The organism is Peptococcus simiae (genome assembly GCF_046097595.1).
Classification (GTDB): domain Bacteria; phylum Bacillota; class Peptococcia; order Peptococcales; family Peptococcaceae; genus Peptococcus; species Peptococcus simiae.
This window is the reverse complement of sequence record NZ_JBJUVG010000004.1, coordinates 22,581-46,051: the sequence shown is the minus strand read 5'-3', so window position 1 is coordinate 46,051 and position 23,471 is coordinate 22,581. Positions and strand designations below refer to the sequence as shown.

The window sequence follows — 23,471 nt, the reverse complement described above, 5'->3', positions numbered from 1 at the left end:
ATTAAGTCAGGATAATAATGCTTAGGGTTCACCGAAAGGGATGGGAAGAATGAAAAAGATAACATTAAATAATAGTCTGGAAATGCCCCAATTAGGTTATGGTGTCTACCAGATTGACGATCTGGCCTTATGTGAGGCCTCAACCTTGCATGCGCTGAATAGCGGCTACAGGATGATTGACACAGCGGCTGCCTACTTTAATGAGGCGGCTGTCGGCAGGGCCATTAAAAAGTCAGGCCTAGCTCGGGAGGACCTCTTTTTGGTCAGCAAGGTGTGGATCCAGGATTACGGGTACGAAAAAACAAAGGAGGCCTTTGACAAGTCTCTGGAAAAGCTCCAAACCGATTATCTCGACCTATACTTAATCCACCAAGCCTATAATGATTATTATGGCGCCTGGCGGGCCATGGAAGACCTCTACGAAGAAGGGCGGATCAAGGCTATTGGCGTTTGTAATTTCAGCCCCAGGCAGGTGGTTGATTTAATCGCCTACAACAAGATAAAACCGCAGGTTGTCCAAGTTGAATATAATCCTATCTTTCAGCAAAAGGCCTTAAAGGACCTTTTAGCCAAGTACGATATCCAATTGATGGCCTGGGGGCCTTTTGCAGAGGGCCAGGACGATATCTTTAACCAGCCGGTGCTGAAAGAAATCGGCGCCAAATACGGTAAGACCCCGGCCCAGGTAATGCTCAGATGGAACCTGGATACCGGCTCGGTGACCATCCCTAAATCCGTCCATAAGGATCGGATTGAGGAAAATTATGCCATTTGGGATTTCAAGCTGGATGCGGAAGACTTGGAGAAAATAAGGGCCCTGGATAAGGGCAAAAGCTCTATTATCGACTTTGACCAAGAGGATACGGTCCTCTTTTTAAAAGATTTTAAAATTCACGAGTAAGGGTTTAGGAGACATAACAAATGAGTAAGGTCCTAGTAGCTTATTTTAGTGCGACAGGTACAACGAAGGACTTGGCTGAAAAAATAGCCGACCTCGGAGCCTTTGACCTTGTTGAAATCAAACCCAGCAAGGCATACAGCTCGGCAGACTTAAACTGGCAGGACGCCCATTCCCGGACAAGCCTTGAAAGGGACAATGCCCTTCCGGTGGAATTGGCTGCTTCCAGCCAAAACATCAAGATGGACCAGTACGACAAAATTTTATTGGGTTTTCCCATTTGGTGGTACCAGGCCCCCAAGATTATCAATGCCTTTTTAGAAAGCTATGACTTAAAAGGTAAGGAGATTTCCTTATTTGCCAGCTCCGGTGGAAGTGACTTTGGCCATACCCTGGAGATGCTCCAGCCATCAGCGGAAGGGGCCCGCTTACGCCAAGGGATCATCAACCAGTATACGGAGGACGCGCTCAAAAAATATATTGAGAGGATTTGAGGAACCATGGAAAAAATCGTACAGACTGCCGGCCGGGATGCGCTGGCGGGATTTGCAGATGATTTTGCCCACTTTAATGATGACATCCTTTTTGGGGAAAATTGGAACAACCTGGATATTGATATCAAGACCAGGTGTATCGTCACCCTGGTGGCCCTCATGTCTTCAGGCATTACTGACAGCTCGCTGACCTACCACCTCCAAAATGCCAAAGCCCATGGCCTCAGCCAAAAGGAGGTCGCCGCCATCATCACTCATGTCGGCTTTTATGTCGGCTGGCCAAAGGCCTGGGCCGTCTTCCACCTGGCAAAAGAGATTTGGGCCCCTGGCGAGGGAGATGCGCCCTATGAAGATGCGGCCATGCGGGCCCATGCCCGGTCCATGCTCTTCCCTATCGGCCAGGCCAACGATACCTATGCGGCCTATTTTACCGGCAAAAGCTACCTGGCCCCTGTCTCCCAGAGGCAAGTGGCCGTTCATAACGTAACCTTTGAGCCGGCTTGCCGGAATAATTGGCATATCCACCAGGCCTCTGCCGGCGGTGGTCAGGTGCTCATCTGTCTGGCCGGCGCCGGTCTCTATCAGGAATGGCAACAAACGCCTATCGCCTTGAAACCAGGCGATGTGGTCCATATCAAGGCCGGCGTCAAGCATTGGCATGGGGCTAAAAAGGAAGACTGGTTCTCCCATTTAGCCATCGAAGTACCCGGAATGGATCCGGCTACTGAATGGCTGGAGCCGGTCTCTGATGAGGTCTACGAAAAAGCCAACCAGGCCGCCTCATCCTAAAACCCCTTTAGTCAAGGACGCCGCCCAAGCAATCCATCACCACAGGAGGAACAAATGAAACGACCCTATATTTTCTGTCACATGCTGACCTCCCTCAACGGCAAGATCATGGGCCCCTATATGGACCGCCCCGAAACCGAGGCAGCAAGCGAGGTTTTTTACCGGATCGCCTTTGGCCAGGCCCCCTATTACAAGCACCAGGGCTGGCTATCCGGCCGGGTGACCACAGATGATAACTTTACCTTTTACGAAAAACCGGCCATCAATGAAGCCGCAGACCCGGTACCGGAAGGGGACTATATCGCTGACCTGGCGGATATCTACTATGTTTCCATTGACCCTTCAGGCAAGCTGGGCTGGCAGTCCAGCGACCTGGTCTATGGCGACACCAGGGCCAAGGTCATTGAAGTCCTCACCGAAAGGGCCGATAATGCCTATAAGGACCTCCTGCGCCGGCTGGGCATCTCTTACATCATCGCCGGAGAGGACCAGCTCGATTATGGCCTGGCCCTGGAAAAATTAAAAGACCTTTTCGGCATTGAGACCCTCATGTTGGGCGGTGGCGGCATCCTCAACTGGTCCTTTATCCAGGCCGGCATGTGCGATGAATTGAGCCTGGTCCTGGCCCCAGTGGCCGACGGGTCTAGAGACACCCCCTCCTTATTTCAGGCGAAAGAGGGCCTGTCTGCCAATAAGGCCATCGGCTTTCAACTGGAACAGGTCGAAGAAAAAGAGGCCGGTATCCTGTGGCTCCGCTATAAGCTGCAGGGCTAGACCAATGGCCCTGGACTGCTTGTCATACATGCCCCGCCTGCTAAAGACCGGCCCCTTATCAGACCAGCTGCAAAAAAAGAGCCAGCCCCGGCTTTGTCCGGGACTGGCTTTTTTAGGTCGTTATTTTATTGAACGCTTGTGGGGAGGAGCCGGAGCCAGTCTTCCAATTTCCATTGGCCTGCTTTGCGGATCCAGAGCCATGAGTGGCTTCCATGATATTGAAATAGGCCCAGTGGCTTTCGTCCAGGTCTTTAAAATCAAGGCCTTGTGCCTTATGCTTTCTGACAAAGTCCTGGTCAGCGTACCGGTTGAGCATTCTATTGGTTACTGTCACGACTTCCGCCCGCGTGATGTATTGGTCCGGCTTGAAGCTGCCGTCTTCATAGCCGGCTACCCAGCCGTGGGCCGCTGCTGAGTTAATACTCTTGATGGCCCAGTGACCTGCTACATCCGTAAAGTTATTTCCGTCCCTATCCAGAAGAGCACCTAATCTGGAAGCCATAGCGACAAATTCCGCCCTGGTGATAAAGGCATTGGGCCTGAAGGTGCCATCCTCATAGCCGACAATCATCTTGTTTTCTGTCATAAAGCCTACCGCCTCATAATACCAGTCATCCTGCGTCACATCCGAATAGGGCAGCTGGTAGGTCACTCTGACCTGGGGATAGGTTTTTAAAAGTCTGGCAAACATGGCTGTCACTTCTGCCCGGGTCATCCCCCTGTTCGGACGGAAGGTTCCATCCGGATAGCCAAACATATAGGCCCAGTGGTCTTCCTTATTTGACAAGTCCCTCTTGGCCTCGGAGCTGATTATCACCGTCCCACCCCTAGATGGCGTATCAACCGGCGGTTTATCGACAGGCTGATAGCTGGCCGTAGCGGTAGCTTTTTTAGATTGGTCACCGTAGGCCAGGATTGCTGTGTTCTCAACTGTCGCCCGGTCAATATCGGCCTGCCTAATGGTGTACTGATAGCTAAAGATTTTTTCTTTCCCGGCCGCTAAATCAAAGGCGCCCTCCGAAAGGGTAACCAGCGTATCAGAAAGGGTCAAGGCCTCCAGGGACTTGTCACCGGTATTCTTTACCGTAACCGTATAAGTCAAGACCTCACCGACCTGACTGTAGTGGGTCTTATCGACGGTTTTGCTGATGGTGACATCTGTCGTTGCCGGCGGATTAGGCGTGAAGATCCAGGTGGCGGTGAAGGTGATGTTGCCATCCTTGACTTCCTTGGACGCCTTGTCCCAGCCCTCGAAATTCCACTTGCCGTCCTCTACCACTACTTCGGTCTGATGTGGATCTTTGGCAGTAACGGTCGCACCACTGATATATTGGCCGTCATCTTTCGGTAGCAATTGGGGCACTGCTGCCGGCAGTGTCTTATCTGCAGTGGCACTGGTGAATTCATACGCTACACCGTACTTCGGTGTTGGCGTAAAGGTCCAGCTGCCGGTAAAGGTGATATCGCTATCCTTAACTTCCTGAGGACTTTCCTTCCAGCCGGCAAAGGTCCATTTACCATCCTCTACGCTAACTTCGGTCTGACGTGGATCTTTGGCAGTAAGGGTCGCGCCACTGATATATTGGCCGTCATCTTTCGGTAACAATTGGGGCACTGTCTCCGGTAAGTCTTTGCCTGTTGTGCCGCTGGTGAACTCATATGCTACACCATACTTCGGTGTTGGCGTAAAGGTCCAGGCACCGGTAAAGGTGATATTGCTATCCTCAACTTCCTGAGGACTTTCCTTCCAGCCGGCAAAGGTCCACTTGCCATCTTCTACTGCTACTTCGGTCTGACGTGGATCTTTGGCAGTAACGGTCGCGCCACTGATATATTGACCATCGTCTTTCGGTAAAAGATTCGTCACTGCTTCCGGCAACGGCTTATCCGTAGTGCCACTGCTGAATTCATACACCACGCCGTATTTAGGCGTTGGCGTAAAGGTCCAGGCGCCAGTGAAGGTAATGTCACTGTCCCTGACTTCCTTAGGACTTTCTTTCCAGACATCAAAGGTCCACTTGCCGTCTTCTACGCCAACTTCAGTCTTGATTGGCTCTTTTGCAGTAACGGTCGTTCCATTCTTATACTTGTTGGCGTCTATCGGTAGCAGTTGAATCACTGCATCCGGTAGGTCTTTACCTGTTGTGCCGCTGGCAAACTCATACACCACGCCATATTTAGGCGTGGGCGTAAAGGTCCAGGTGCCGACGAAGGTGATGTTGCTGTCCTTAACTTCCTTGGTGCTCTCTTTCCAGCCATCAAAGGCCCACTTGCCATCGTCTACTGCTACTTCGCTTTTACTTAGATTTTGTGCAGTAACGGTCGTTCCAGTAACATAGGTCTTGTTGTCTATCGGCAGTAAAGCTTTCACTGCATCCGGCAGGTCTTTACCTGTTGTGCCGCTGGCAAACTCATACACCACGCCATATTTAGGCGTGGGCGTAAAGGTCCAGGTGCCGACGAAGGTGATGTTGCTGTCCTTAACTTCCTTGGTGCTCTCTTTCCAGCCATCAAAGGTCCACTTGCCATCGTCTACTGCTACTTCAGTCTTGCTTGGCTCTTTTGCCGTTATACTTGCTCCACTGACATATTTACTATCGTCTTTTGGCAAAAGGCTCGTCACTGTTTTCGGCAATGGCTTATCCGTAGTGCCACTGCTGAATTCATACACCACGCCATATTTAAGTGTTGGCGTAAAGGTCCAGCTGCCGGTGAAGGTGATGTTGCTATCCTTGACTTCCTTGGAGGCCTTGTCCCAGCCCTCGAAAGTCCACTTGCCATCCTCTACTGCTACTTCGCTTTTACTTAGATTTTGTGCAGTAACGCTTATTCCAGTGACATAGGTCTTGTTGTCTATCGGCAGTAAAGCTTCCACTGCATCCGGCAGGCCTTTGCCTGTTGTGCCGCTGGTGAATTCATACACTACGCGATATTCAAGATAAGTGGATGTTGCTGTAGATGATGTAGCTGCTTTCTCTATCCCACTGCTTGTCTTTTTAACTGTAGCTGTATTGACGATGCTTTTTTTATCAAGGTCTCTTTGCTGAACGATGTATCGGTAGGTAAAAGTCTTTTCTGCCTTGGGCTCTAATCTAAAGAACCCTTCCTTAAGCGAAACCAAAGGATCTTCTAGGGTCAGCCCGGTTATTGTTGTGGTACCAATATTCTTTACAGTAACGGTATACTTTAAAACCTCTCCAACTTCGCTGTAATGGGCCTTATCGACGGTTTTACTAATCGTAAAGGCCGGCCGCCAGGTCCAAGTGCCAATAAAGGTAATATCCCTACCTGCAATCGTCTTTTCTTGGGCGTCCCAACCTCGGAAGGTCCAGATGCCATTTTCTATCTGGTAAGAGGCTGTCAAGGGGGATTTTGCCTGAACCAGCGTTCCGTCTGCATATGCTGTATTATCTGTTGGTTTATGCTTGTTGAAGTCGGATGTCAATTCTTTGCCTGGTGTGCCACTTTTGAATTCATAGCTCACCTTGTATTTTTGCTGAGATATATCGGTCGCCGTATAGCCGCTCTGACGGGTAGATTTTCCATTTGCAGGCAGGTTCAAAATAACCTCTGTTAAAGACTTTCCTAGGTTAGCTGGTTGATTCCAGGCGGGGCCGGCCCCCGTTAGGCTAGCGTCTGTACCATTAAAATTGCTAATTTCCTCCGGCCCATCGAGAGTTGTCGTTTGTGCAAAAACATAACTAGGCATACCGACAAACAGCAATAAGCTAACCATAATGACAATAACCGCTCTGCTAAGTTTGGAAATTTCTGCCATTTCATATCCTCCTTCACATAATTTTCTCACTTTTCACCAGTATAGCATACCCTTTCACCAGCTGTCTGCTAATTTTGTTTTTCTTTTTCTTACAAAAATTAAAGTACACTGAGTCATTTAATTTTTTTGTATTACCCTCTCCGTTCAGAGCAATACCTCTACACGCTATACCCATAGCCATGCTAAAAAGAGCTTCTGGAACCAGGTAAAAGGTCCAGAAGCTCTAATTTCTATTCTTGGTCTACTAAGCACATGATAGTTTTTATAACCCTCAAGAACCTCAAGGGCTCAGGCCAGGAAATATATTTTTTCCTTATCGCAACAGATCTGTGATGTATGGTTGTAGATTTGCGTCAGATCTTCCATTTTTTCTATAATCACCCTGGTGCCCGGGTTGGCCATTTTTGCAAAAGCATTGACCGCTTTCATACCTATATCTGCAGCGTTCATCTGTAGATGGGTGCCGCTGTCTTGCAAAAATTCATCAACAGGCCCCTTCTTAACAATAGGGATGCCGGCAACCAGGTTCCCAACGGTTTTACCTGCTGCACCTATCCCCTTTATAAGATTGGCCTCTACACCGGCCCGCCCAAGTTTTTCCAAGTACAAAGAGGCCCTTTCAAATTGTTCTCTATAGGCATCCGACAAGGCCCGGATCTCTTCATTCACCTTGCAGATGTATTCTTCCTTAAAGTTCTCGCTGAGCATGATTTCCATGAAGGAGGCCAGAGCGAAAGTATATAGGGATAACCGGTAATACTTGAACTTCTTTTCCAGGTCAGCCAGAGTCAACTTCATTTTCCCCTGGCCTACAAGCAGCTGCTTGGATGAAAGCATCTCCGCCACCTTTTTCTGGTAAGCAATCATATTCTTGCGCGCCCGGTTTCGAATATCCAGGACCAGCTTATGGTTGCTCGCTACCGACCGCTCATTATCCCAACTGTACTTATAATTATTGACCATCTCCATCAGCGATTCAACATCCGCCTCAGCCTGGGATTCATTTTCCAGCTCAAGGAAGCTGAGGATTGCCTTTTGCGTCGCCGCTATCTCAGACAAGTCCTTTTCAATAGAATAAAGGGCCGCTGCCATCATAATCGTCGCCGGGTTAAAGGCCGTCACGGTTTCTGTCCTAATGGGTAAATGATCCACTTCCTTAAACCGTGCCTGGATTGATTGACCGGTAGGCGGTTTTAAAAATCCCAATAGGTCTCCATCTTTGTCCTTTTTTAGAACATCTCCCGGTCTTGCATTGATAATGCGGTAAAGCCCCTCCGGCGCAGTAAAGGTTGTGGTCTCCGTTACTGTATGAAAGGCCGGCACCAGCGAAGATACACCCCCACCCAGGGAAGATAAGGCTGCAATTGGAAGGCTCACATCCTTACTGGTCTGAATAGAGGCCCTGGCCTCCGCAAGGACCTCCTCCGTAAGCTCTTCTAATTCATTTCTACCGACTTTTTCATCCATAAGCATCCTCCAGATGGTTTGATTAGATAAACCTTTAGCTTAGATAAACCTATTCGCGTACATAGCCCTTACTTGGTCACAATATCCAGGAGAGACTTATAGCTGTCAACCACATCATAAACCACTTGGTTATGACCGATTGCCTTAAAGTGCCCTCTGGCACAGTGAATTTTAGCCTCTTCAATGAACCTAAGCTGTTCCTAATTTTTACCGTTTGCTATAGACCATTATAGCGATTTTTTAGGTTTTTATCTGCCCTTATCATCGGTTTTGAAAATTTTTCTGCCTGTATACAGCTTATGGGCTACTCCCTTGGTTCACTTTTCCCATCATAAAAGCGGTGGCGTCCGGAAACGTCACCGCAGCTTATTTGTTTGAAGAGGATGAGCTTGGCTGTCTTGAGCTGATTTTTCCAGTTCCCTCCTCCCCTGCTATTATTTCTCGGGCAGGGCCTTGCCGGTATCGGGGAGCCTTAGGAGGTAGCTGCAGTAGACGAGGGCAATGAAGATGGTGGCGATGATGTAGGCCCATTCCATGACGGGGTTTTCCCGGGAAAATGTGGAGAAGGCGTCGATGAGGCCGTGGGCCAGGATGCAGGGCAGGAGGCTTTGGCTTTTGTAAAAGGTAACGGTCATAATAAAGCCCCAGGCAATGGCGAAGCAGACTTGGGCGATGGTTTCCAGGTTGGCCTGGCCGGCGAAGAGGTTGACGATATGGCCGATGCCGAAGGTAATGGCGACGATGATGATGGATTTTCCAGGGCCATCCTTGGGCAGCATGCCCTTAAAGAGGAAGCCCCGAAAGATGACTTCTTCAATATAGCCGATGAGGAGCATGGACAGGACGGCGCAGACCTGGTAGAGGCCGGTGTAGGCCAGGCTGATGCCGCCCCAGAGGTTGCCGGTAACCAGGATCCAGACCGGGATAAAGTAAAGAAAGCGGGCAGTATGCCGGGGCCAGTGGTCAAGGCCATACCTGCCTTGCAAGCGATGCTTCCGGATAAAGACTGTCAGGCCAGCGGCAATCAGGGCCAGGGCAATGAGCATATAGGGGCTTTGGTCGCCCAGCCGGCCGCGGATGGGGATGGATACCAGGCAGTAGATGGCAATCCAGACCAGGGCAAAGGCGACCTCATCCTTTTGGTATAAACGATACATACTGGTCCTCTTTTCTCATAAATGCAGGGTGACTCTCTTTCATAGGCCGGGCCCCTATACCGGCTTGCCGGCGGTCGGTTTTTTCTTGGCCAGCCAGCCCCGGAAGAGGCCGCCTTGGAAGAGGGAGATGATGACGAAGAAAATATCGGCGCAAAGGATAAAAATAAAGGACGGGAGCAGGATTCTGGTGTAGTGGGTACCGTAGGCCTTCCCCCGGTTGAGGCAGGTTGCCAGGCGGATATCAAAGGCCAGGATGCCGCTGCCCAAGACGATGAGCACGAGGACCTGCCGGGTGAGGTTGCGGATGGCCTCTGTTTGCAGGAGGCTATCTTGGACGCCGCCAATGATAAGGTTTAACAGGCTGATGGCGAAAAAGACCATGACCATCATCCGCATGACGTTCATCATGACGCCGCCGCCAATGCCCAGGCCCCCGCACCAGTTGAGGCCGCTGCGCCGGCTGAAGTTTTCCATAATTTGGAAGAGGGGCTCATTTTGCCGGCCTTCAATAAAGCCATTGTTAGCAATGACATAGATGTTTTTCTTTAGGTCCCGGGCCCGGCAATGAGCCTCCATGGCTTGCAGAAAGGGAAGGACATGGGCGGGCACGCCATCGACATAGAGGGGCATGGCAAAGAGGACGTTATCGGCTGTCTCCATCTCAGCCAGGAGCCGCCGGTGGTCGGCCCCGGTCCTGAGCCGGTCTTTCACCTGGTTTCCACGCATAAAGAGGCCGGTCAGGTCCAGGATAAAGGCCGAGGCGCTGAGCCTTTTCTTGGGGCTGCAGTTGATCATTAGGGTTTTCATTAGGCCAGATCCTCCAGGTCTTTTAGGTCCTCAATAAAGGAGAGGTCGTAGGATGGAAAGCCTTCATTAATGGCATTCCGCTCGACGAGGAGGGCCCAGGTACGCCGTTCCGCCGGACTGGTATCGCCATAGACGTAGACTGACCAGCGGCGCTGGTGACCGTAGCGGAGGGTGTGGTGCATCTGGCCGCCCCTATAGGTGCTCATGGGGGTGGAGCTGGCAATAGACCGGTCCAGGATATTCTTAACGGCGGGACTAAAGCCGCCATAGCAGTTTTCCGTGACCAGGATAATGTCCTCTGCCTGCCCGATGACCCGGCTGATTTCCTGGAGCCGGTCCTTCATCTTGCAGCTGGCCGGGGTCTTGGTCCAGCACTGGAAGCAGCCCTGGCAGGGGGCATAGTGGCCATCTGCAAAAATGACCCGGTCAAATTTTGCCTGCATTTGCCTGTCAAAGGCTGGGGGCCGATCATGAATAAGTAGTCTCATCGTTTATTCTCCTCAATAAGGCCCTGCACCGTTCCCGGTGCAAGAAGCGGGTATCCATAGACTAGGGACCCGGCCGCCAACAAAGGCTTGCCGGGCCGCTTTGACGAGCGTCTAGGCATCGCCTAAAAACTTCTCAATCGTCTGCTTATATAAGGCCGGGTCTTCTTTATAGAGCTCTGTATGCCCGGCCCCTTCAAAGGCAACCCATTCTTTTTGATCGGTCTGCAGGGCCTTGAAGTAGTCCTCACCCATCTGGTAGGGGGTCACCTGGTCCGCCTTGGCATTTAAAATAAGTACGGGCAGCTTGGTATCGGCCAACCGGGCCGGGCCGTTAAAATCATGAAAGTCAAATCCATAGCGGAGCTTGGAAACCAGGTTGCCGGCAAAGAGCAGGAAGTCTTTTGGGATCTTTTCCTCCCGGGCTATTTTGTCAAACTGGGGCTCAATCATCTCATAGGCATTGCCCACGGGGCAGTCTAAAATCAGGTAATCAATATTTCCCGGCTCTTGCCCGGCAGCAAGGGCCGCCGCCAACCCGCCCATGGACTGACCATAGAGGACGGTCTTTTTATCGTTGCGGGTTCGGCTATAAGCGAGAACATCTAGGAGGTCCCGGCTTTCCAGGTAGCCGAAAGTGTTCAATTCCGCCATATTTTCGCCGGCGTTGCGCATGTCCAGGACCATGAAGTCATAACCCAGGTCCATAAAAATGGCCGCTTCCGCAAAAGTCTCCTCCTTCACTGCCCCGAGACCAGGCGCCATCACCACCAACCCCTTGTCTTCCGGCAGGTCATAGTAGAGCAGGGGAATCCGGTGGTCAAACTGGCTAGATGGCAGGCTCAAGGCCTGCGGTGGGTGGCTGGCCTTAAAGGCCTCAAAATCCGCCTGGTAGTGGTCCTTATAATAGTTAACCGTCTCTTCTCTGGACACCAAATGATAGACGCCCTCTGTCACCTGGTAGCCGGTGTAAGCGGTCACCGCAACCACCAGGCCCAAGGCAAGGATAACTGTCGTTATAATGATTCCTTTTACTTTTTTTGTCACAGGCCCCTCCCCTTTTCGCCCATCATAGCAAGTGATAAAGACAAAATCGTGAAAAGCATGTGAATTTCATGTAAATTTTCAGCCCGCATCTGGGCAGGCAGAGGGACACGTCCCGGCTTGGTCCCTTAGAACGTTTTTTGCACCACCCCAGGCTGCATATAAAAACCGCCTCCCCCCAAGGTCCAATCAGGGTTGAGGCGGTTTTCTTGCCTATATCGTAAGGACCCAAACTACTTAAAGGCCTTCTTTTAGCGCCAATCGACGGTTATCTGCCAAGGCATCTATGAACGTAAGTCCAGCTGCATAAAAATCGCCGTAGCTGTGGGGTTGTCATAGTACCGGTCAATCTCATAAAAGCCGTACTGCTTATAGAGGCCCAGGGCTGCGTCCATAAAGGGAAAGGTATCCAGCCGCATATGCTTATAGCCGATCCCTTTGGCATCCGTAATCACCTGGTCCACCAGGTTCCTGCCTATTTGCCGGCCCCGGTGGCCAGGCCGCACATATAGCCGTTTCATTTCGCAATAGTCGTCATCCATTTTCCGCAAGGCAATGCAACCGGCGGCCTGGTTGTCCAGCCAGGCGATATATAAGCGGCCTTCCGGTAGGCCGTACTTATCTTCTAATGCATTGATCTCATCATCATAATGCTGGGCGGCCAAGCAGTCTGCCACTTCTTCCCCTTGCGCTAAAATACTGTTCGTATATTCCTTAAATAATTGACCTAGGTCATCCTTGTCTTGATAAGCCAATTTGATGCTGACAGCCATATTAATCCCTCACTTTGCAGCCCATCACTTCTTAGCTGACACCTGTTCCTTACTCGGCTTTAGCTAGCGGTAAAGCCGTCTTATCTGCCCCTAGCAATCTCTCGCAATCAAAGAGCCTTGTTCCCGTATGAATGAAGGCCCCTCATATTAAAAGAACAAATCCACTACTCTAAGCACAACAAAAATAAGCAAGCCTGATAAGATGGCGAATAAAAATTTCTGGTAGGGTCTTTTCGCCGCCTCTTTCATTTTTTCCAGGTCATCCAGCTTGGTCCCCTCTGAAAAAGCAATCACTTCCCTGTAGGTTTGAATGTCATATTGCTTCTTCTTTTTCTCGACGAGGAAGGCCGCACCTAGGGTGGCCGCCATCAACACCAACCATACCGCCTCGCCAAGGCCGCCTAGGAGGCGGATCAGGGGAATCATAGATAGAACCGTTATCAATAGTAAGGCCCCATATATTTTCCCTGCCCTTTCGAAGTTCCTTTGGTCTTCTGCTGCTACCCGCTCTTTCATGATTTCAACATCTCCTTTGATTAAATGATCGATTGAGGTTTGTAATACTTCACTTAAAAGAAGGAGACTCTTCGCATCCGGATAGGACTTATCATTTTCCCAGTTAGAAATGGTTTGCCTAGATACATACAATTTCTCAGCTAGGGCCTCTTGGGATAAGGCCTGGTCGGTGCGATATTTTTTTATCTGACTTCCCAGTTCCATATTGCTATAACCTCCTTTCACGCTCAATTTAATCCAAGGACGATGTTTCTGTCTAGCAAATATCCTGTACATACCGATTTTTCGGGCTATTTGCGCCCTGTCAAAATAATTTTACAGGCTAGAAATGGGGAAAATAAGGCTTTATAGATAGCCCCCCGATGGCAAAGATGACTTCACGCCTTAGCAAAAAACCTGTTTTTCATTTTATCATTCTTCAACCTTATACCAACCCTTGTCTTGTAAGTGCTTTAAGTTCTTTTTGTTCTCGGCAAAAAGCTTGCCAGTAAAAGGTATTTCATACCCGATCTTTTTGCCTAAATGACTCAACTCAATCAAAGCCTTGTTATTTTTCATCTTTAATTCAAATGAACCAATTTCATGCCAAGGCACCAGTAAAAAATCCCCTTTGACGGAATGGCTTATTTCCTTTTCATGTAAGCCCTTGCTGGAAAAGTATACTATAAAGGTCCGATTCGAATCTAAGGTATGGTATAGGTTACTCATCAGCAGTTTAAGAAAACCTGACTTTATATCATTATGTTTGAGGGCAATGAGATGGTTCTCAACATCTCCAAAATCATGGTTCATTTTTGCGTCTATCTCATTCTTATCATTAAATAAAATCCCCATATATGATCTCCTTACTTAAATATAAAGACTTCCTTGATATCCTTATCCAGCACCTTGCATATCTTGTAGGCCGTCTCAAGGGTTGGACTAATCGTATTATTTTCATAGGCCATGATGGATCGCCTTTTCATACCGACGGCCTTGGCTAATCGATGTTGAGATAGGCCCAGCGCCTTGCGGAATTCCGCAATCCTATTTTCAATTTCTACTTCCAAAGAATCCCCTCTGCATTCTATAAAAGCCAAAATGCGTCATTCACTTTTCCTTGCCCGATAGTTAACCAATAAAGTATTCACAACAAATAGACTCAAGGTACAGTACAACTTAAAAACTTTATTATTTAATGCATTCGTCGTATCATATCCGATTAGATAAGTTTGCAAGACACTTAAGACAAATAGCACCGCTCCAGCTATACAGGCACTGATTATAAAATCAAAAACGGCACTTCCCCTGAAGTGTCTGTATACCTTTATCTTAAGGTATTCCATCGTAATATGAATAAATATCCCTAGGCCTAGAAGAGCTGGTATCCAGTTAGGTATTTCAAGGAAAAACATGACCACCAATAAGGCAAAATAAACAAAACTTGAACCATACAACATGTACGCTCTTTTCAACCCATTCACCAGTCTTTCATCGTGCAAAGATAACAGCAGGAATCTTAACCCAACCGTCCTCGTCTTTGGTTACATTTATAGTACCAAACTGTCTCTTTAGAAGTCAACATCTACAAAAAAATGAGCTTTCCCGACATTCAGCGAATGCCAGAAAACCTGATTCTTATGTGCTTTGTTCTGTTGATTTTTCAAGTATTTCTCCGTTTTTGATTCAAGTGTTTGCTGGAGTTATCCTTTTATGTCATGTTTTAAAATTTACGCTGTCACATCTATTGAACAAACCTTAACAAACTAATTGATGACAAAAAAGACTCGATTTCGCCGCTTTAAGGAGAAGTACCTCGGCTACTTTCGCTCGCTAAAATATATTATGACGGTTTGTTCCATACTTCTTCAGTGGGACACAACAATGTAACTTTAATATTTGCAATCGCCATAATCTTTCCTCCTGCTCCTTCTATTTCCTTGTTATCAATACGACACACTCCACATGGGCTGTCTGGGAAAAGAGGTCCACGGGTTGGATGGGGCCGGGCTGGTAGCCTTGGGCTTGGAAGCTTTTGAGGTCGCGGGCTAAGGTGGCGGGGTTACAGGAGACGTAGATCATCCGGGGGATGGCGGCTTGGATGAGGGTATCAACCAGGCGGGGGTCCAGGCCCTTGCGCGGGGGGTCGACGATGGTGAGGTCGGGCCGGGACTGGTCTTTGAGGTAGCGGGGGAGCCAGGCTTCGGCTTTGGCGGTGACGAAGTGGGTATTGGTAAGGCCCAGGGCTTGGGCGTTGGCCTTGGCGTCTCGGCTGGCTTCGCCGACGGATTCGACACCGGTGAGCCGGCCAGCCCGGTCAGCCAGGTAGAGACCGATGGTTCCGATGCCGCCGTAGAGGTCCAGGATATGGTCCTGGCCGGTCAGTCCAGCCCGGGCCCGGACTTCATCATAGAGGACCTGGGCCTGGAGGTTATTTACCTGGAAAAAGGAGGCCGGGGACAGGCTGACGGTCAGGTGGCCGATGGCGTCTTGGATGTTTTCCCGACCGGCCAGGTGGTGCCAAGCCCGGCCGGTGGCCAGGCGAGGGTTGGTCAGGACATTGTGCCAGACAGAGGTCAGGGCCGGGTAGTCGGCAATCAGGCCCTCGACGAGCTTGGGCAGACGGAAGGCCTGGTCTTCGGTAATGAAGGCCAGCATGAGGTCGCCAGTGGCCTTGCTTTCCCGGACCATGACCTTGCGGATATGGCCGGCCCGGCCGGTGGCGGTGATCCGCTCTTCCAGGTCTTCCAGCAGGGTATTGACCTGGTTGGAAAAGAGCAGGCAGCCGCTGGCCGGGACGAAGTCGTGGCTCCGGGCGCTGTAAAAGCCCAGCCGGGCTTGGCCGCTGGCTTCATTCACATGGAAGATACCCTTGTTCCGGTAGCGCCAGGGATTGGCCATGGTCAGGGTCGGCAGGACCGGGGTATCCAGGTGACCAATCCGGCTGACGGCATCCCGGACTTGTAGGGTCTTGAGGTCCCCCTGGAGGCCGGCGGAGGCGTGTTGGAGCTGGCAGCCGCCGCAGCGGTCGTAGACCGGGCAGGGCGGCTGGACCCTTTCCGGATGGGCCTGGTGGATGGCTTTCAGGCTGGCCACCAGGCGTTTTTTCTCTTTTTGAATATTTTCTATGGCCACTGTCTCGCCGGGTAAGGCCCCGGCGACAAAGACCACCCGGCCGTCATCGAGGCGGCCAACGCCTTCCCCATCATGGCTGATGCCGGTGATCCGGATGCTTGCTTCACTTGCCAATTCCATTCTCTTTCCTCCCAAATGATTACGAACAATACATCATGGCCCACTCCGGCCTAGGATAAGCTGCCAAAGGCCACCAAAAGCATGATGGCATTCCAGGTGGCATGGGCGAACATAGAGGCCAGGATGGTCTTTTCCCGGACGGCAACCAGGTTTAAGAAATACCCACCGACGGCCAGGGGCAGGAGCCGGTAGATGTCCCCATGAACCAGGCCAAAAATGAGGCTGGTCACCAGCATAGCCGCCTGGGGGCTCAACCGAGCGGCAAAGGCCTGGTAAAGGTAACCCCGGAAAAATATTTCTTCCACAAGGGGGGCCGCCACCACCATGAGCAGAAAAGATATGGCAAAAGCCACCTTGGGGCTGGCCATATGAAAGAAGACTTCCACATTCTGGGCCGGCAGGCCCTCCGGTAAGAAAAGGTTAATGACCTGAATAAAGCCGGCCATGACGATTAAAATCAGGCCGCCGGCGGCAATGCTCCGCATGGCGCTCCGGGCAGAAATAGGCCGGAGACCGATATCCGCCCAGTGCCGACCGGACCGACGCAGCATAAAGGCCACCAGCCCCAGCAGGATCCCCTGCTGGATAAAGGTGGTGATTAAAAATAAGGGCGTGTCGGCCAGGCCGAGGGGCCCGGCTAAAATCACCGCCAGGGCAAAGACCAAGACATAGGTTAGGGCTAGTATACATAGGGCTTCTATCCATTTTCCTGAAAGCTTTTTATCCATTCTTTCTCCTCATGCCTGTCGCCAGGCGCCTAAAAGCAAAAAAAGACAGGCGCACCTGTCTTAGATATTTAAAATAGCAGCTGCAATGAGCGTATAGTTTAAAAGGCCGGTGATGTCTACCACCGTGGTAATAAAAGGGGCCGAGGCGACAGCCGGGTCGACATTGATCCGCTTAAAGGTCAAGGGCACCAGGGTCCCCATAAAGGAGGCCATGAGGTTATTCAAGACCAGGGTCAGGCCGACAGCCAGGCCCAGGGCCGGAAACTGCCAAAAAGACCCGATGCCGCCGACGATGAGGCCGACAGACACCCCCAGGGCCAGGCCGATGGTGGTCTCCCTGAGGATAATCCGCAAGGCGTGGCCGCTTTCCAGGGTCCCCATGGCCAGGCCACGGACGGTAACCGTGGAGGACTGGGTGCCGACATTCCCGGCCACCCCGGTCAGGAGGGGGATAAAGATAGCCAGGGCCACAACCTGTTCCAGCCGGGCCTGGAAGCCGGATAAGACAATCCCACTCCCCAATTCCCCAAAGATGGTAATGAGGAGCCAGGGCATCCGGGCCAGGTAGGCCCCCTTGACGCTAGGTTCTTCATCATCTTCAGACTCGTTGATACCGGCCATCCGGTAGATGTCTTCGGTGGCCTCTTCATGGATAACGTCGACGATGTCGTCGACGGTGATAATCCCGATGATGTGCTCTTCATCGTCAACAACGGGGACTGCCAGGAAGTTGTACTTGGTCATTAAGTCGGCGATTTCTTCCTGGTCATCCTGGACGTTCACGCTCATGACATTGGTTTGCATAATATCGGCAATGGCCGTTTCCGGACCGGCGATAATCAGTTCCCGGAGGGACAGGATCCCGACCAGGTGGCTATTGCCGTCAATGACGTAAACGTAGTAGATGGTTTCTGCATCCGGGGCAAAGGCCCGCATCATTTCGATGGCCTTCTGGGCCGTAACAAAGGCCGGCACGACAACGAATTCGGTGGTCATCAAACCGCCGGCGGTGTCGGCTTCGTAGCCTAAAAGTTCGATAATATCCGCCCGGGCCTCATCATCAAAGAGGGCCAGGACCCGGCCCCGGGCCTTGTCCGGCATATCGGCCAATAAGTCGGCTGCATCGTCATTGGGGATTTCTGTAGCAATGGCCATGGCCTGCCAGCGGGGCAGGGACAGGAGCACATCGGAAACCAGGGAGAAGTCGTCCAGTTCAAAGAAGACAATAGCGGCGTCTTCCGGTTCCAGGAACTTGATTAAGGCAATTTGTTCTTCCCGGTCTTCCAGGCCGGACACGTATTCTGCAATATCTTCCGGCTGGACGTCTTCCAGGTACTCCCGCAGGCGGGTTTCTTCATCTTCGTTGGTCGGCAAATCGATATATGTGATCATTGATGACCTCCCTTATGCTTTTTTTCCGACTATACAACAACACTTGCGCTCGCGGTCTGCCATCGTCGTTTGACATACATCAATTCACCTCCTAAAGCCTTTCCGGCAATAAAAATAAAATTAAAAACGTTGGTCCAAGCCTAGGTCTCTCAGGGTCATGTCGTGGTTGCGCCAGGCTTCTTTGACCTTGACCCAGAGCTTGAGGTCAATTTCCTCATCCAGCAGGTGCTCTATGTCCCGCCGGGCCTGGATGCCGATTTTTTTCATCATCCGCCCCTGCTTGCCGATGAGGATCCGCTTCTGCGAGGACCGCTCAACATAGATTAGGGCGTAGACGACCAGTTTACCGTCTGTCTCCCGGCGCTCCATCCTTTCAATCATCACGGCCACGCTGTGGGGAACTTCCTCATTGGTCAGGCGGAGGATTTTCTCCCGGATGAGCTCGGCCATGAGGACCTTTTCCGGTTGGTCGGTGATTTCATCAATCGGGTAAAAGGGAGCCCCGTCCGCCAGATAACCCTTGGTGACATCCAAGAGGGACTGGACATTATCCCCGGTCAGGGCTGACAGGGGAAAGACTTCTGCAAAGGGCCGTCTTTCGGTCCACTGGACAATGGTCTGCAGGACCTGTTCGCGGGTCATGGTATCGGTTTTATTCAAGAGAAGGAAAACCGGAATATCCACCTTTTCCAGGGCCTTGAGGATATAGGCTTCGCCACCGCCAAAGGGAACGGAGGCGTCCACCATATAGTATACCACATCACCGTCGTAAATGCTTTCCTTGGCCACATCCACCATGACGCTCCCCAGCTTGTGCTTAGGCTTATGGATGCCGGGGGTGTCAATGAAGACCATTTGGGCGTCTTCATCTGTGTAGATGCCGGTGATCCGGACCCGGGTGGTTTGGGGCTTGTCACTGGTAATGGCCACCTTGCGGTCAAGGATTTCATTCAGGAGGGTGCTTTTGCCGGCATTGGGCCGGCCGATAATAGAAATAAATCCGCTTTTCATGACTTCTCCTTTGGGGATAGGCTAAAGGCTTGGGGGAAGAGGTCCGCCAGGTTGGTCTCCTGGAGGTCGGCCCGGTCCCGGCCCACCAGGTAGAGGGTCAGGTTGGGGGCAAACTCGGCCAGGGCCTGGCGGCAAATCCCGCAGGGGGGTGCCGGGGCCTCGCCAGCGGTGGCCACCGCCAGGGCGGTAAAGTCCCGGGCGTCTTGGGTCACCGCTGCAAAAAGGGCGGTCCGTTCTGCACAGCAGGTGGCACCGTAGCTGGCGTTTTCTACATTGGCCCCGGTAAAAATCCGGCCATCACTGGCCAAGAGGGCGGCCCCGACCCGGTAGTTGGAATAGGGAGCATAGGCCCCTTCCCGGGCCTTTCGGGCAGCCTCAACCAACCTCTCCCTGGCCTCATCCTCTACCGGGGTCTTGACCTTGGAGGGGGCTGTATCCCTGGGGACGCCAACCTGGGCCAGGATGGCTTCTTCGGCAATCCGCATGGCCTTTTTATCGGCTGCGGTCATATGGTCGTAACCGGCCACATGGAGGAGGCCATGGACCAGGAGGTAGGCCAGCTCCCGCTTAAAGGAGTGACCATAGGCCTCGGCCTGCCGCCGGGCGGTAGGGATGGATATCATGATATCCCCAAGGATAATGGGCAAACCGGCGGCCAGGTCCTCAGCCAGGTCGTCCCGGTCCTCATACATGGGAAAACTGAGCACATCTGTCGCTTGATCAATCTGCCGGTGGTCCCGGTTAACCGCCTGGATGGTCGCATCATCGACCAGGGTCAGGTCCAGTTCGCCATCAGCCGGAAGGCCTTCCCGGGCGACATAGGCTGCCCAGATGGCATCTTCCAGGGCCTGCCAGTGCGCGGGCAGGCTGGTCTTGATTTCGGCGGTTCGGATGATTGCCATTAGGCCTGTCCTCCTTCCTTCAGTTCTTTGCTATCCGGGTACTCAATCCGCTTGTGGTAAATGCCGCAGAGCATCCGGCTAAAGACATCGCCTACCTCGTTTAAGTCCCGGTAGGTCAGGGGACATTCGTCAAATTGGCCATCGGCCAGCTTTTGTTGGATGATTTTATGGACAAAGCCCTCGATTTGCCCGGCGGACAGCTTACCGGCGGCGCTGCGAACGGCTGCTTCTACGCTATCGGCCAACATGAGGACCGCCGCCTCCCGGGACTGGGGCTTTTTCTGGGGGTAGCGGAAGTCATCTTCCTGGAGGTCCTCGTCCTGTTTTTTAGCCTCCATATAGAAGTAGCGGATGACTGTATTCCCATGGTGCTGGGCAATGAGGTCCACTACCGAGGCCGGCAGGTGGGCTTCCCGGGCCATGGCCACCCCGTCTTTGACGTGGGCGGTGATGATCAGGGTCGACAGGACCGGGGAAATTTTTTCGTGGGGGTTCTTCTGGCCAAACTGGTTTTCCGAGAAGAAAACCGGCCGGCGCAACTTACCAATATCGTGGTAATAGCCGCCAATCCGGGCCAAAAGGGCATCCGCACCAATGGCATCGGCGGCGGCTTCAGCCAGGTTGGCCACCATCATGGAATGGTGGTAGGTGCCCGGGGCCTCGACCATGAGCCGCTTGAGGAGGGTATTGCTCTGGTCCCCCAGCTCCAAGAGGCTAATGGAGGTGGTCATGTCAAAGGCCGATTCAATATAGGGGAGGATCCCCAGGGTAATGATGACCACCGCAACCCCATTGGCAAAGGAAAAGGCAATGGCCAGGGCGATAATCGGGAAACTCAGCTCCCAGAAGGCCCCATGGCCCAGGGCCAGAACCGTCAGGCTCAGGCCAATGGCCACTGCGGCCCGGCCCAGGTCCAGCCGTCTTTGCAGGTGCCGTACCTGGGATACCGCCACCAGGCCGGCGATGACGGTGGCCAGGGTGGCCAGGGCATCCTGGGTGTACATGCCATATAAGAAGGTTGTCACTGCTAAAATGGCCAGGGCTTCCCGGGTTTCCATGAGAACTGCCGCCAGGAGGACGCCGGTGGCCACCGGGGCCAGGAAGTAGACCTGGCGCAGGGCCATGTCACTATCCCCGATCCGGATGGCAGAGGCCAGGATGAAGAGGAGGAAATTGATAAAAATAATTAAGAGGCTGAGCCTGAGCCGCTTGGCAAAGTCCTCTGCCTGGTAGTACCGTAAAAGGTAGCGGATCAGGGCCACATAGACAGCCAGGAGTAAAAGGGCAATGCCCAGTCCAATCCCAACCGGTGACCGGTCGGTGGTATAGCCCAGGGCAGTCATGGCATCGTAGTGGCTGGCGGTGATCACTTCCCCCCGGCTAATAATGAGCTGGCCCTTTTGGACGGTCTGCCAGACCGGTTCCACCTGCTTGAGGATGTCCTCCTTTTTGGCCTGGGTGGCCCGCTGGTCATAGACCTGGGTCGGGTAGAGGGTCACATGGGTTAGGAGCTGAGTCGCTACCTTTTTATCCAGGTCGGATAGGGCCGGGGCCCCGGCCAGGCTCTGTAAAATCTGCTTGCGGGCGGCGCCCACCTGGTCCTCCCGGACCCCGGCCCCCATGATCTCGCTCATAACTGCGACGATGTTCTTGTGCAGGCTGGTCAGGGCGGCTTCATCATACTTAAGCAATTCATTAACTTCTGTATCGCTAAGATTTAAGCCCAGGCCTTCTGCCAGGGCCTTTTTCTGGTCTGCTTCGGTCAGGTCCGGCGCGGCGGCCCCTTCCTTGCTGCTGCCCTTGCGCTGGACGATAATCCGCATCAGGTCATCAAAGTTGTTGTCAATGGTCGCCAGGCTGATTTGGTTAAAGCGCACCAAGCTAAGGGTGTAGACCTCTTCAAAGCCCTTCAGGGCCTCTTTTTCCTTCAGGCGGGTGGCCTCCTTGTCTTCATAGGTCACCGACCGGTCGGCGTGGACATCCTGTTCGGCCACCCCGCCCACCTCCCAGGAGGCCTGGTCAGGCAGGAGGTGCCAGAAAAACAGGGCCCACAGGAGGATGAAACTGCTTACAATAGCTAGTTTGAAACCTGTTGAAAAAGTTTTCAGCCTGTCACGCCAAGTGATTTTGGTTGAAGACTGGGTCATGGACTTGCTCCTTTTTTGCACTGTCGCGCTCATAGGCCCGGATGATTTTAGCCACCACCGGGTGGCGCACAACGTCTTCCGCCTCTAAAAAGGAAAAGGCGATTTCTTCAATCCCGTCTAAGATGGCCTTAGCTGATACCAGGCCGGAGGCGCTGGTCCGGGGGAGGTCAATTTGGGTCACGTCCCCGGTAACCACAGCCCGGGAGCCAAAGCCAATCCGGGTTAAGAACATCTTCATCTGCTCTTTGGTCGCATTTTGGGCTTCATCGAGAATAATAAAACTGTCATCTAAGGTCCGGCCCCGCATGTAGGCCAAGGGGGCAATTTCAATAATCCCCTTGTCCAGGTAGCGCTGGGCCACTTCCTGGCCCAGGGTATCGTAGAGGCCGTCATAGAGGGGCCGGAGGTAGGGGTCGACCTTGTCCTGGAGGTCACCGGGCAAAAAGCCCAATTTTTCCCCGGCTTCAACTGCCGGCCGGGTCAGGACAATCCGGCTGACTTCTCGCCGTTTCAGGGCGCGGACAGCCATGACCACAGCCAGGTAGGTCTTCCCGGTCCCGGCCGGGCCAATGCCGAAGGTGATGGTATGGTCCTTGATTTGTTGGATATACACCCCTTGGCCGATGGTCTTGGGTCGGATGTGCTTGCCGTGGGCGGTGATGAGGAGGGTCTCCTTGAGCCCGGCCACTTCCTTTTCCGACCGGCCTTGGGCCTGCATGGCAAAGGCATAGCGGACATCGCTTTCGGTGATTTCCCGGCTATCGATGAGCTTGACCAGGTGGGCCAGGATGGCCTTGCCCCGCCGGACAGCGGCTTCTTCCCCAATAAGGGTCACTTCGGTGCCCCGGGCCACGACCTGGGCATCAATGCCTTCTTCCAAGATAGCCAGGTAGCGGTCTTGGGGCCCAAAAAGAGCCTGGGCGGTGCGGTCATTATCTAATTGTACAGTCTCTCGGATAACTGCCAAAATCATGTCTCCTTTCAAGCATTCACTCTTCTTGCATTGTAAACGAAAGGAGGGCTAAAATCCAGCTATAATATGCCCAAAGGTTAGCCCCGCTAAAAAAATGAAAAC

21 protein-coding genes are annotated in these 23,471 nt (G+C 52.3%); 4 read left to right on the top strand and 17 right to left on the bottom strand.

The window, feature by feature from the left end; translation table 11 throughout:
- The first annotated feature begins 49 nt into the window (after nt 1–49).
- From ACKQTC_RS04090 to ACKQTC_RS04075, 4 genes are read left to right on the top strand one after another with little or no spacing between them, the layout of a single operon-like run.
- Nucleotides 50–901, top strand: a complete 852-nt coding sequence (locus tag ACKQTC_RS04090; protein WP_408977162.1) for an aldo/keto reductase — start codon at nt 50–52, stop codon at nt 899–901.
- A gap of 20 nt (nt 902–921) precedes the next feature.
- Entirely contained in the window at nt 922–1,392 is a 471-nt protein-coding gene (locus ACKQTC_RS04085; protein WP_408977161.1) for a flavodoxin, read from the top strand.
- Between the two features lie 6 nt (nt 1,393–1,398).
- Complete coding sequence (locus tag ACKQTC_RS04080; protein ID WP_408977160.1) at nt 1,399–2,181, top strand: carboxymuconolactone decarboxylase family protein; 783 nt, start codon at nt 1,399–1,401, stop codon at nt 2,179–2,181.
- Nucleotides 2,182–2,235: 54 nt separating this feature from the next.
- Nucleotides 2,236–2,955 carry a dihydrofolate reductase family protein gene (locus ACKQTC_RS04075; protein WP_408977159.1) on the top strand — a complete coding sequence of 240 codons (720 nt, stop codon included), beginning with the start codon at nt 2,236–2,238 and terminating at the stop codon, nt 2,953–2,955.
- Between the two features lie 112 nt (nt 2,956–3,067).
- On the opposite strand, the gene ACKQTC_RS04070 is transcribed toward ACKQTC_RS04075, so the two are convergent.
- From ACKQTC_RS04070 to ACKQTC_RS03990, 17 genes are all read right to left on the bottom strand, one after another.
- Entirely contained in the window at nt 3,068–6,733 is a 3,666-nt protein-coding gene (locus tag ACKQTC_RS04070) for an SHIRT domain-containing protein (RefSeq protein ID WP_408977158.1), read from the bottom strand.
- Nucleotides 6,734–7,021: 288 nt separating this feature from the next.
- Nucleotides 7,022–8,200 carry a hypothetical protein gene (locus ACKQTC_RS04065; RefSeq protein WP_408977157.1) on the bottom strand — a complete coding sequence of 393 codons (1,179 nt, stop codon included), beginning with the start codon at nt 8,198–8,200 and terminating at the stop codon, nt 7,022–7,024.
- 434 nt (nt 8,201–8,634) lie between these two features.
- Complete coding sequence (locus ACKQTC_RS04060; RefSeq protein WP_408977156.1) at nt 8,635–9,357, bottom strand: CPBP family intramembrane glutamic endopeptidase; 723 nt, start codon at nt 9,355–9,357, stop codon at nt 8,635–8,637.
- Nucleotides 9,358–9,411: 54 nt separating this feature from the next.
- Nucleotides 9,412–10,164, bottom strand: coding sequence for a hypothetical protein (locus ACKQTC_RS04055; RefSeq protein WP_408977155.1), 753 nt, complete (start codon nt 10,162–10,164; stop codon nt 9,412–9,414).
- Nucleotides 10,164–10,652 carry an NAD(P)H-dependent oxidoreductase gene (locus ACKQTC_RS04050; RefSeq protein ID WP_408977154.1) on the bottom strand — a complete coding sequence of 163 codons (489 nt, stop codon included), beginning with the start codon at nt 10,650–10,652 and terminating at the stop codon, nt 10,164–10,166. Before ACKQTC_RS04050 ends, ACKQTC_RS04055 begins: the two co-directional genes overlap by 1 nt.
- A 111-nt stretch (nt 10,653–10,763) precedes the next feature.
- Nucleotides 10,764–11,696, bottom strand: a complete 933-nt coding sequence (locus tag ACKQTC_RS04045; protein WP_408977153.1) for an alpha/beta hydrolase — start codon at nt 11,694–11,696, stop codon at nt 10,764–10,766.
- Nucleotides 11,697–11,977: 281 nt separating this feature from the next.
- Nucleotides 11,978–12,466, bottom strand: coding sequence for a GNAT family N-acetyltransferase (locus ACKQTC_RS04040; RefSeq protein WP_408977152.1), 489 nt, complete (start codon nt 12,464–12,466; stop codon nt 11,978–11,980).
- A 147-nt stretch (nt 12,467–12,613) separates the two neighbouring features.
- Nucleotides 12,614–13,186 (bottom strand): helix-turn-helix domain-containing protein, encoded by a 573-nt coding sequence (locus tag ACKQTC_RS04035; RefSeq protein ID WP_408977151.1) that lies wholly within the window; start codon nt 13,184–13,186, stop codon nt 12,614–12,616.
- Nucleotides 13,187–13,393: 207 nt separating this feature from the next.
- A complete protein-coding gene (locus tag ACKQTC_RS04030; protein WP_408977150.1) occupies nt 13,394–13,816 on the bottom strand; it encodes a histidine kinase in 423 nt (140 codons plus the stop codon).
- Between the two features lie 11 nt (nt 13,817–13,827).
- Nucleotides 13,828–14,031 carry a helix-turn-helix transcriptional regulator gene (locus tag ACKQTC_RS04025; protein ID WP_408977149.1) on the bottom strand — a complete coding sequence of 68 codons (204 nt, stop codon included), beginning with the start codon at nt 14,029–14,031 and terminating at the stop codon, nt 13,828–13,830.
- Nucleotides 14,032–14,893: 862 nt separating this feature from the next.
- The gene (rlmD, locus tag ACKQTC_RS04020) at nt 14,894–16,216 is read right to left on the bottom strand and encodes a 23S rRNA (uracil(1939)-C(5))-methyltransferase RlmD (RefSeq protein WP_408977148.1); all 1,323 of its coding nucleotides are present in this window, start codon (nt 16,214–16,216) and stop codon (nt 14,894–14,896) included.
- Nucleotides 16,217–16,266: 50 nt separating this feature from the next.
- Complete coding sequence (locus ACKQTC_RS04015; RefSeq protein WP_408977147.1) at nt 16,267–16,944, bottom strand: CPBP family intramembrane glutamic endopeptidase; 678 nt, start codon at nt 16,942–16,944, stop codon at nt 16,267–16,269.
- Between the two features lie 60 nt (nt 16,945–17,004).
- On the bottom strand, nt 17,005–18,336 hold the full coding sequence (gene mgtE, locus ACKQTC_RS04010; protein WP_408977146.1) for a magnesium transporter: 1,332 nt from the start codon (nt 18,334–18,336) through the stop codon (nt 17,005–17,007).
- A gap of 120 nt (nt 18,337–18,456) precedes the next feature.
- Nucleotides 18,457–19,347, bottom strand: a complete 891-nt coding sequence (era, locus tag ACKQTC_RS04005; RefSeq protein WP_408977145.1) for a GTPase Era — start codon at nt 19,345–19,347, stop codon at nt 18,457–18,459.
- Nucleotides 19,344–20,249: an rRNA maturation RNase YbeY gene (gene ybeY / locus ACKQTC_RS04000; RefSeq protein WP_408977144.1), complete on the bottom strand. Its 906-nt coding sequence runs from the start codon at nt 20,247–20,249 to the stop codon at nt 19,344–19,346. The genes era and ybeY overlap by 4 nt, the downstream gene beginning before the upstream one ends.
- Nucleotides 20,249–22,396: an HD family phosphohydrolase gene (locus ACKQTC_RS03995; protein WP_408977143.1), complete on the bottom strand. Its 2,148-nt coding sequence runs from the start codon at nt 22,394–22,396 to the stop codon at nt 20,249–20,251. The genes ybeY and ACKQTC_RS03995 overlap by 1 nt, the downstream gene beginning before the upstream one ends.
- Nucleotides 22,362–23,363: a PhoH family protein gene (locus ACKQTC_RS03990; RefSeq protein WP_458295183.1), complete on the bottom strand. Its 1,002-nt coding sequence runs from the start codon at nt 23,361–23,363 to the stop codon at nt 22,362–22,364. Before ACKQTC_RS03990 ends, ACKQTC_RS03995 begins: the two co-directional genes overlap by 35 nt.
- Between the last annotated feature and the right edge of the window lie 108 nt (nt 23,364–23,471).

Coding starts and splice junctions, on each gene's coding strand:
- era (WP_408977145.1), bottom strand. CDS start 19,347: ATGAAAAGCGGATTTATTTCTATTATCGGCCGGCCCAATGCCGGCAAA.
- ACKQTC_RS04050 (WP_408977154.1), bottom strand. CDS start 10,652: ATGAGACTACTTATTCATGATCGGCCCCCAGCCTTTGACAGGCAAATG.
- ACKQTC_RS04065 (WP_408977157.1), bottom strand. CDS start 8,200: ATGGATGAAAAAGTCGGTAGAAATGAATTAGAAGAGCTTACGGAGGAG.
- mgtE (WP_408977146.1), bottom strand. CDS start 18,336: ATGATCACATATATCGATTTGCCGACCAACGAAGATGAAGAAACCCGC.
- ACKQTC_RS04085 (WP_408977161.1), top strand. CDS start 922: ATGAGTAAGGTCCTAGTAGCTTATTTTAGTGCGACAGGTACAACGAAG.
- ACKQTC_RS04035 (WP_408977151.1), bottom strand. CDS start 13,186: ATGGAACTGGGAAGTCAGATAAAAAAATATCGCACCGACCAGGCCTTA.
- ACKQTC_RS03995 (WP_408977143.1), bottom strand. CDS start 22,396: ATGACCCAGTCTTCAACCAAAATCACTTGGCGTGACAGGCTGAAAACT.
- ACKQTC_RS04080 (WP_408977160.1), top strand. CDS start 1,399: ATGGAAAAAATCGTACAGACTGCCGGCCGGGATGCGCTGGCGGGATTT.
- ACKQTC_RS04040 (WP_408977152.1), bottom strand. CDS start 12,466: ATGGCTGTCAGCATCAAATTGGCTTATCAAGACAAGGATGACCTAGGT.
- ACKQTC_RS04060 (WP_408977156.1), bottom strand. CDS start 9,357: ATGTATCGTTTATACCAAAAGGATGAGGTCGCCTTTGCCCTGGTCTGG.
- ACKQTC_RS04090 (WP_408977162.1), top strand. CDS start 50: ATGAAAAAGATAACATTAAATAATAGTCTGGAAATGCCCCAATTAGGT.
- ACKQTC_RS04015 (WP_408977147.1), bottom strand. CDS start 16,944: ATGGATAAAAAGCTTTCAGGAAAATGGATAGAAGCCCTATGTATACTA.
- ACKQTC_RS04070 (WP_408977158.1), bottom strand. CDS start 6,733: ATGGCAGAAATTTCCAAACTTAGCAGAGCGGTTATTGTCATTATGGTT.
- ACKQTC_RS04055 (WP_408977155.1), bottom strand. CDS start 10,164: ATGAAAACCCTAATGATCAACTGCAGCCCCAAGAAAAGGCTCAGCGCC.
- ACKQTC_RS04030 (WP_408977150.1), bottom strand. CDS start 13,816: ATGGGGATTTTATTTAATGATAAGAATGAGATAGACGCAAAAATGAAC.
- ACKQTC_RS04075 (WP_408977159.1), top strand. CDS start 2,236: ATGAAACGACCCTATATTTTCTGTCACATGCTGACCTCCCTCAACGGC.
- rlmD (WP_408977148.1), bottom strand. CDS start 16,216: ATGGAATTGGCAAGTGAAGCAAGCATCCGGATCACCGGCATCAGCCAT.
- ybeY (WP_408977144.1), bottom strand. CDS start 20,249: ATGGCAATCATCCGAACCGCCGAAATCAAGACCAGCCTGCCCGCGCAC.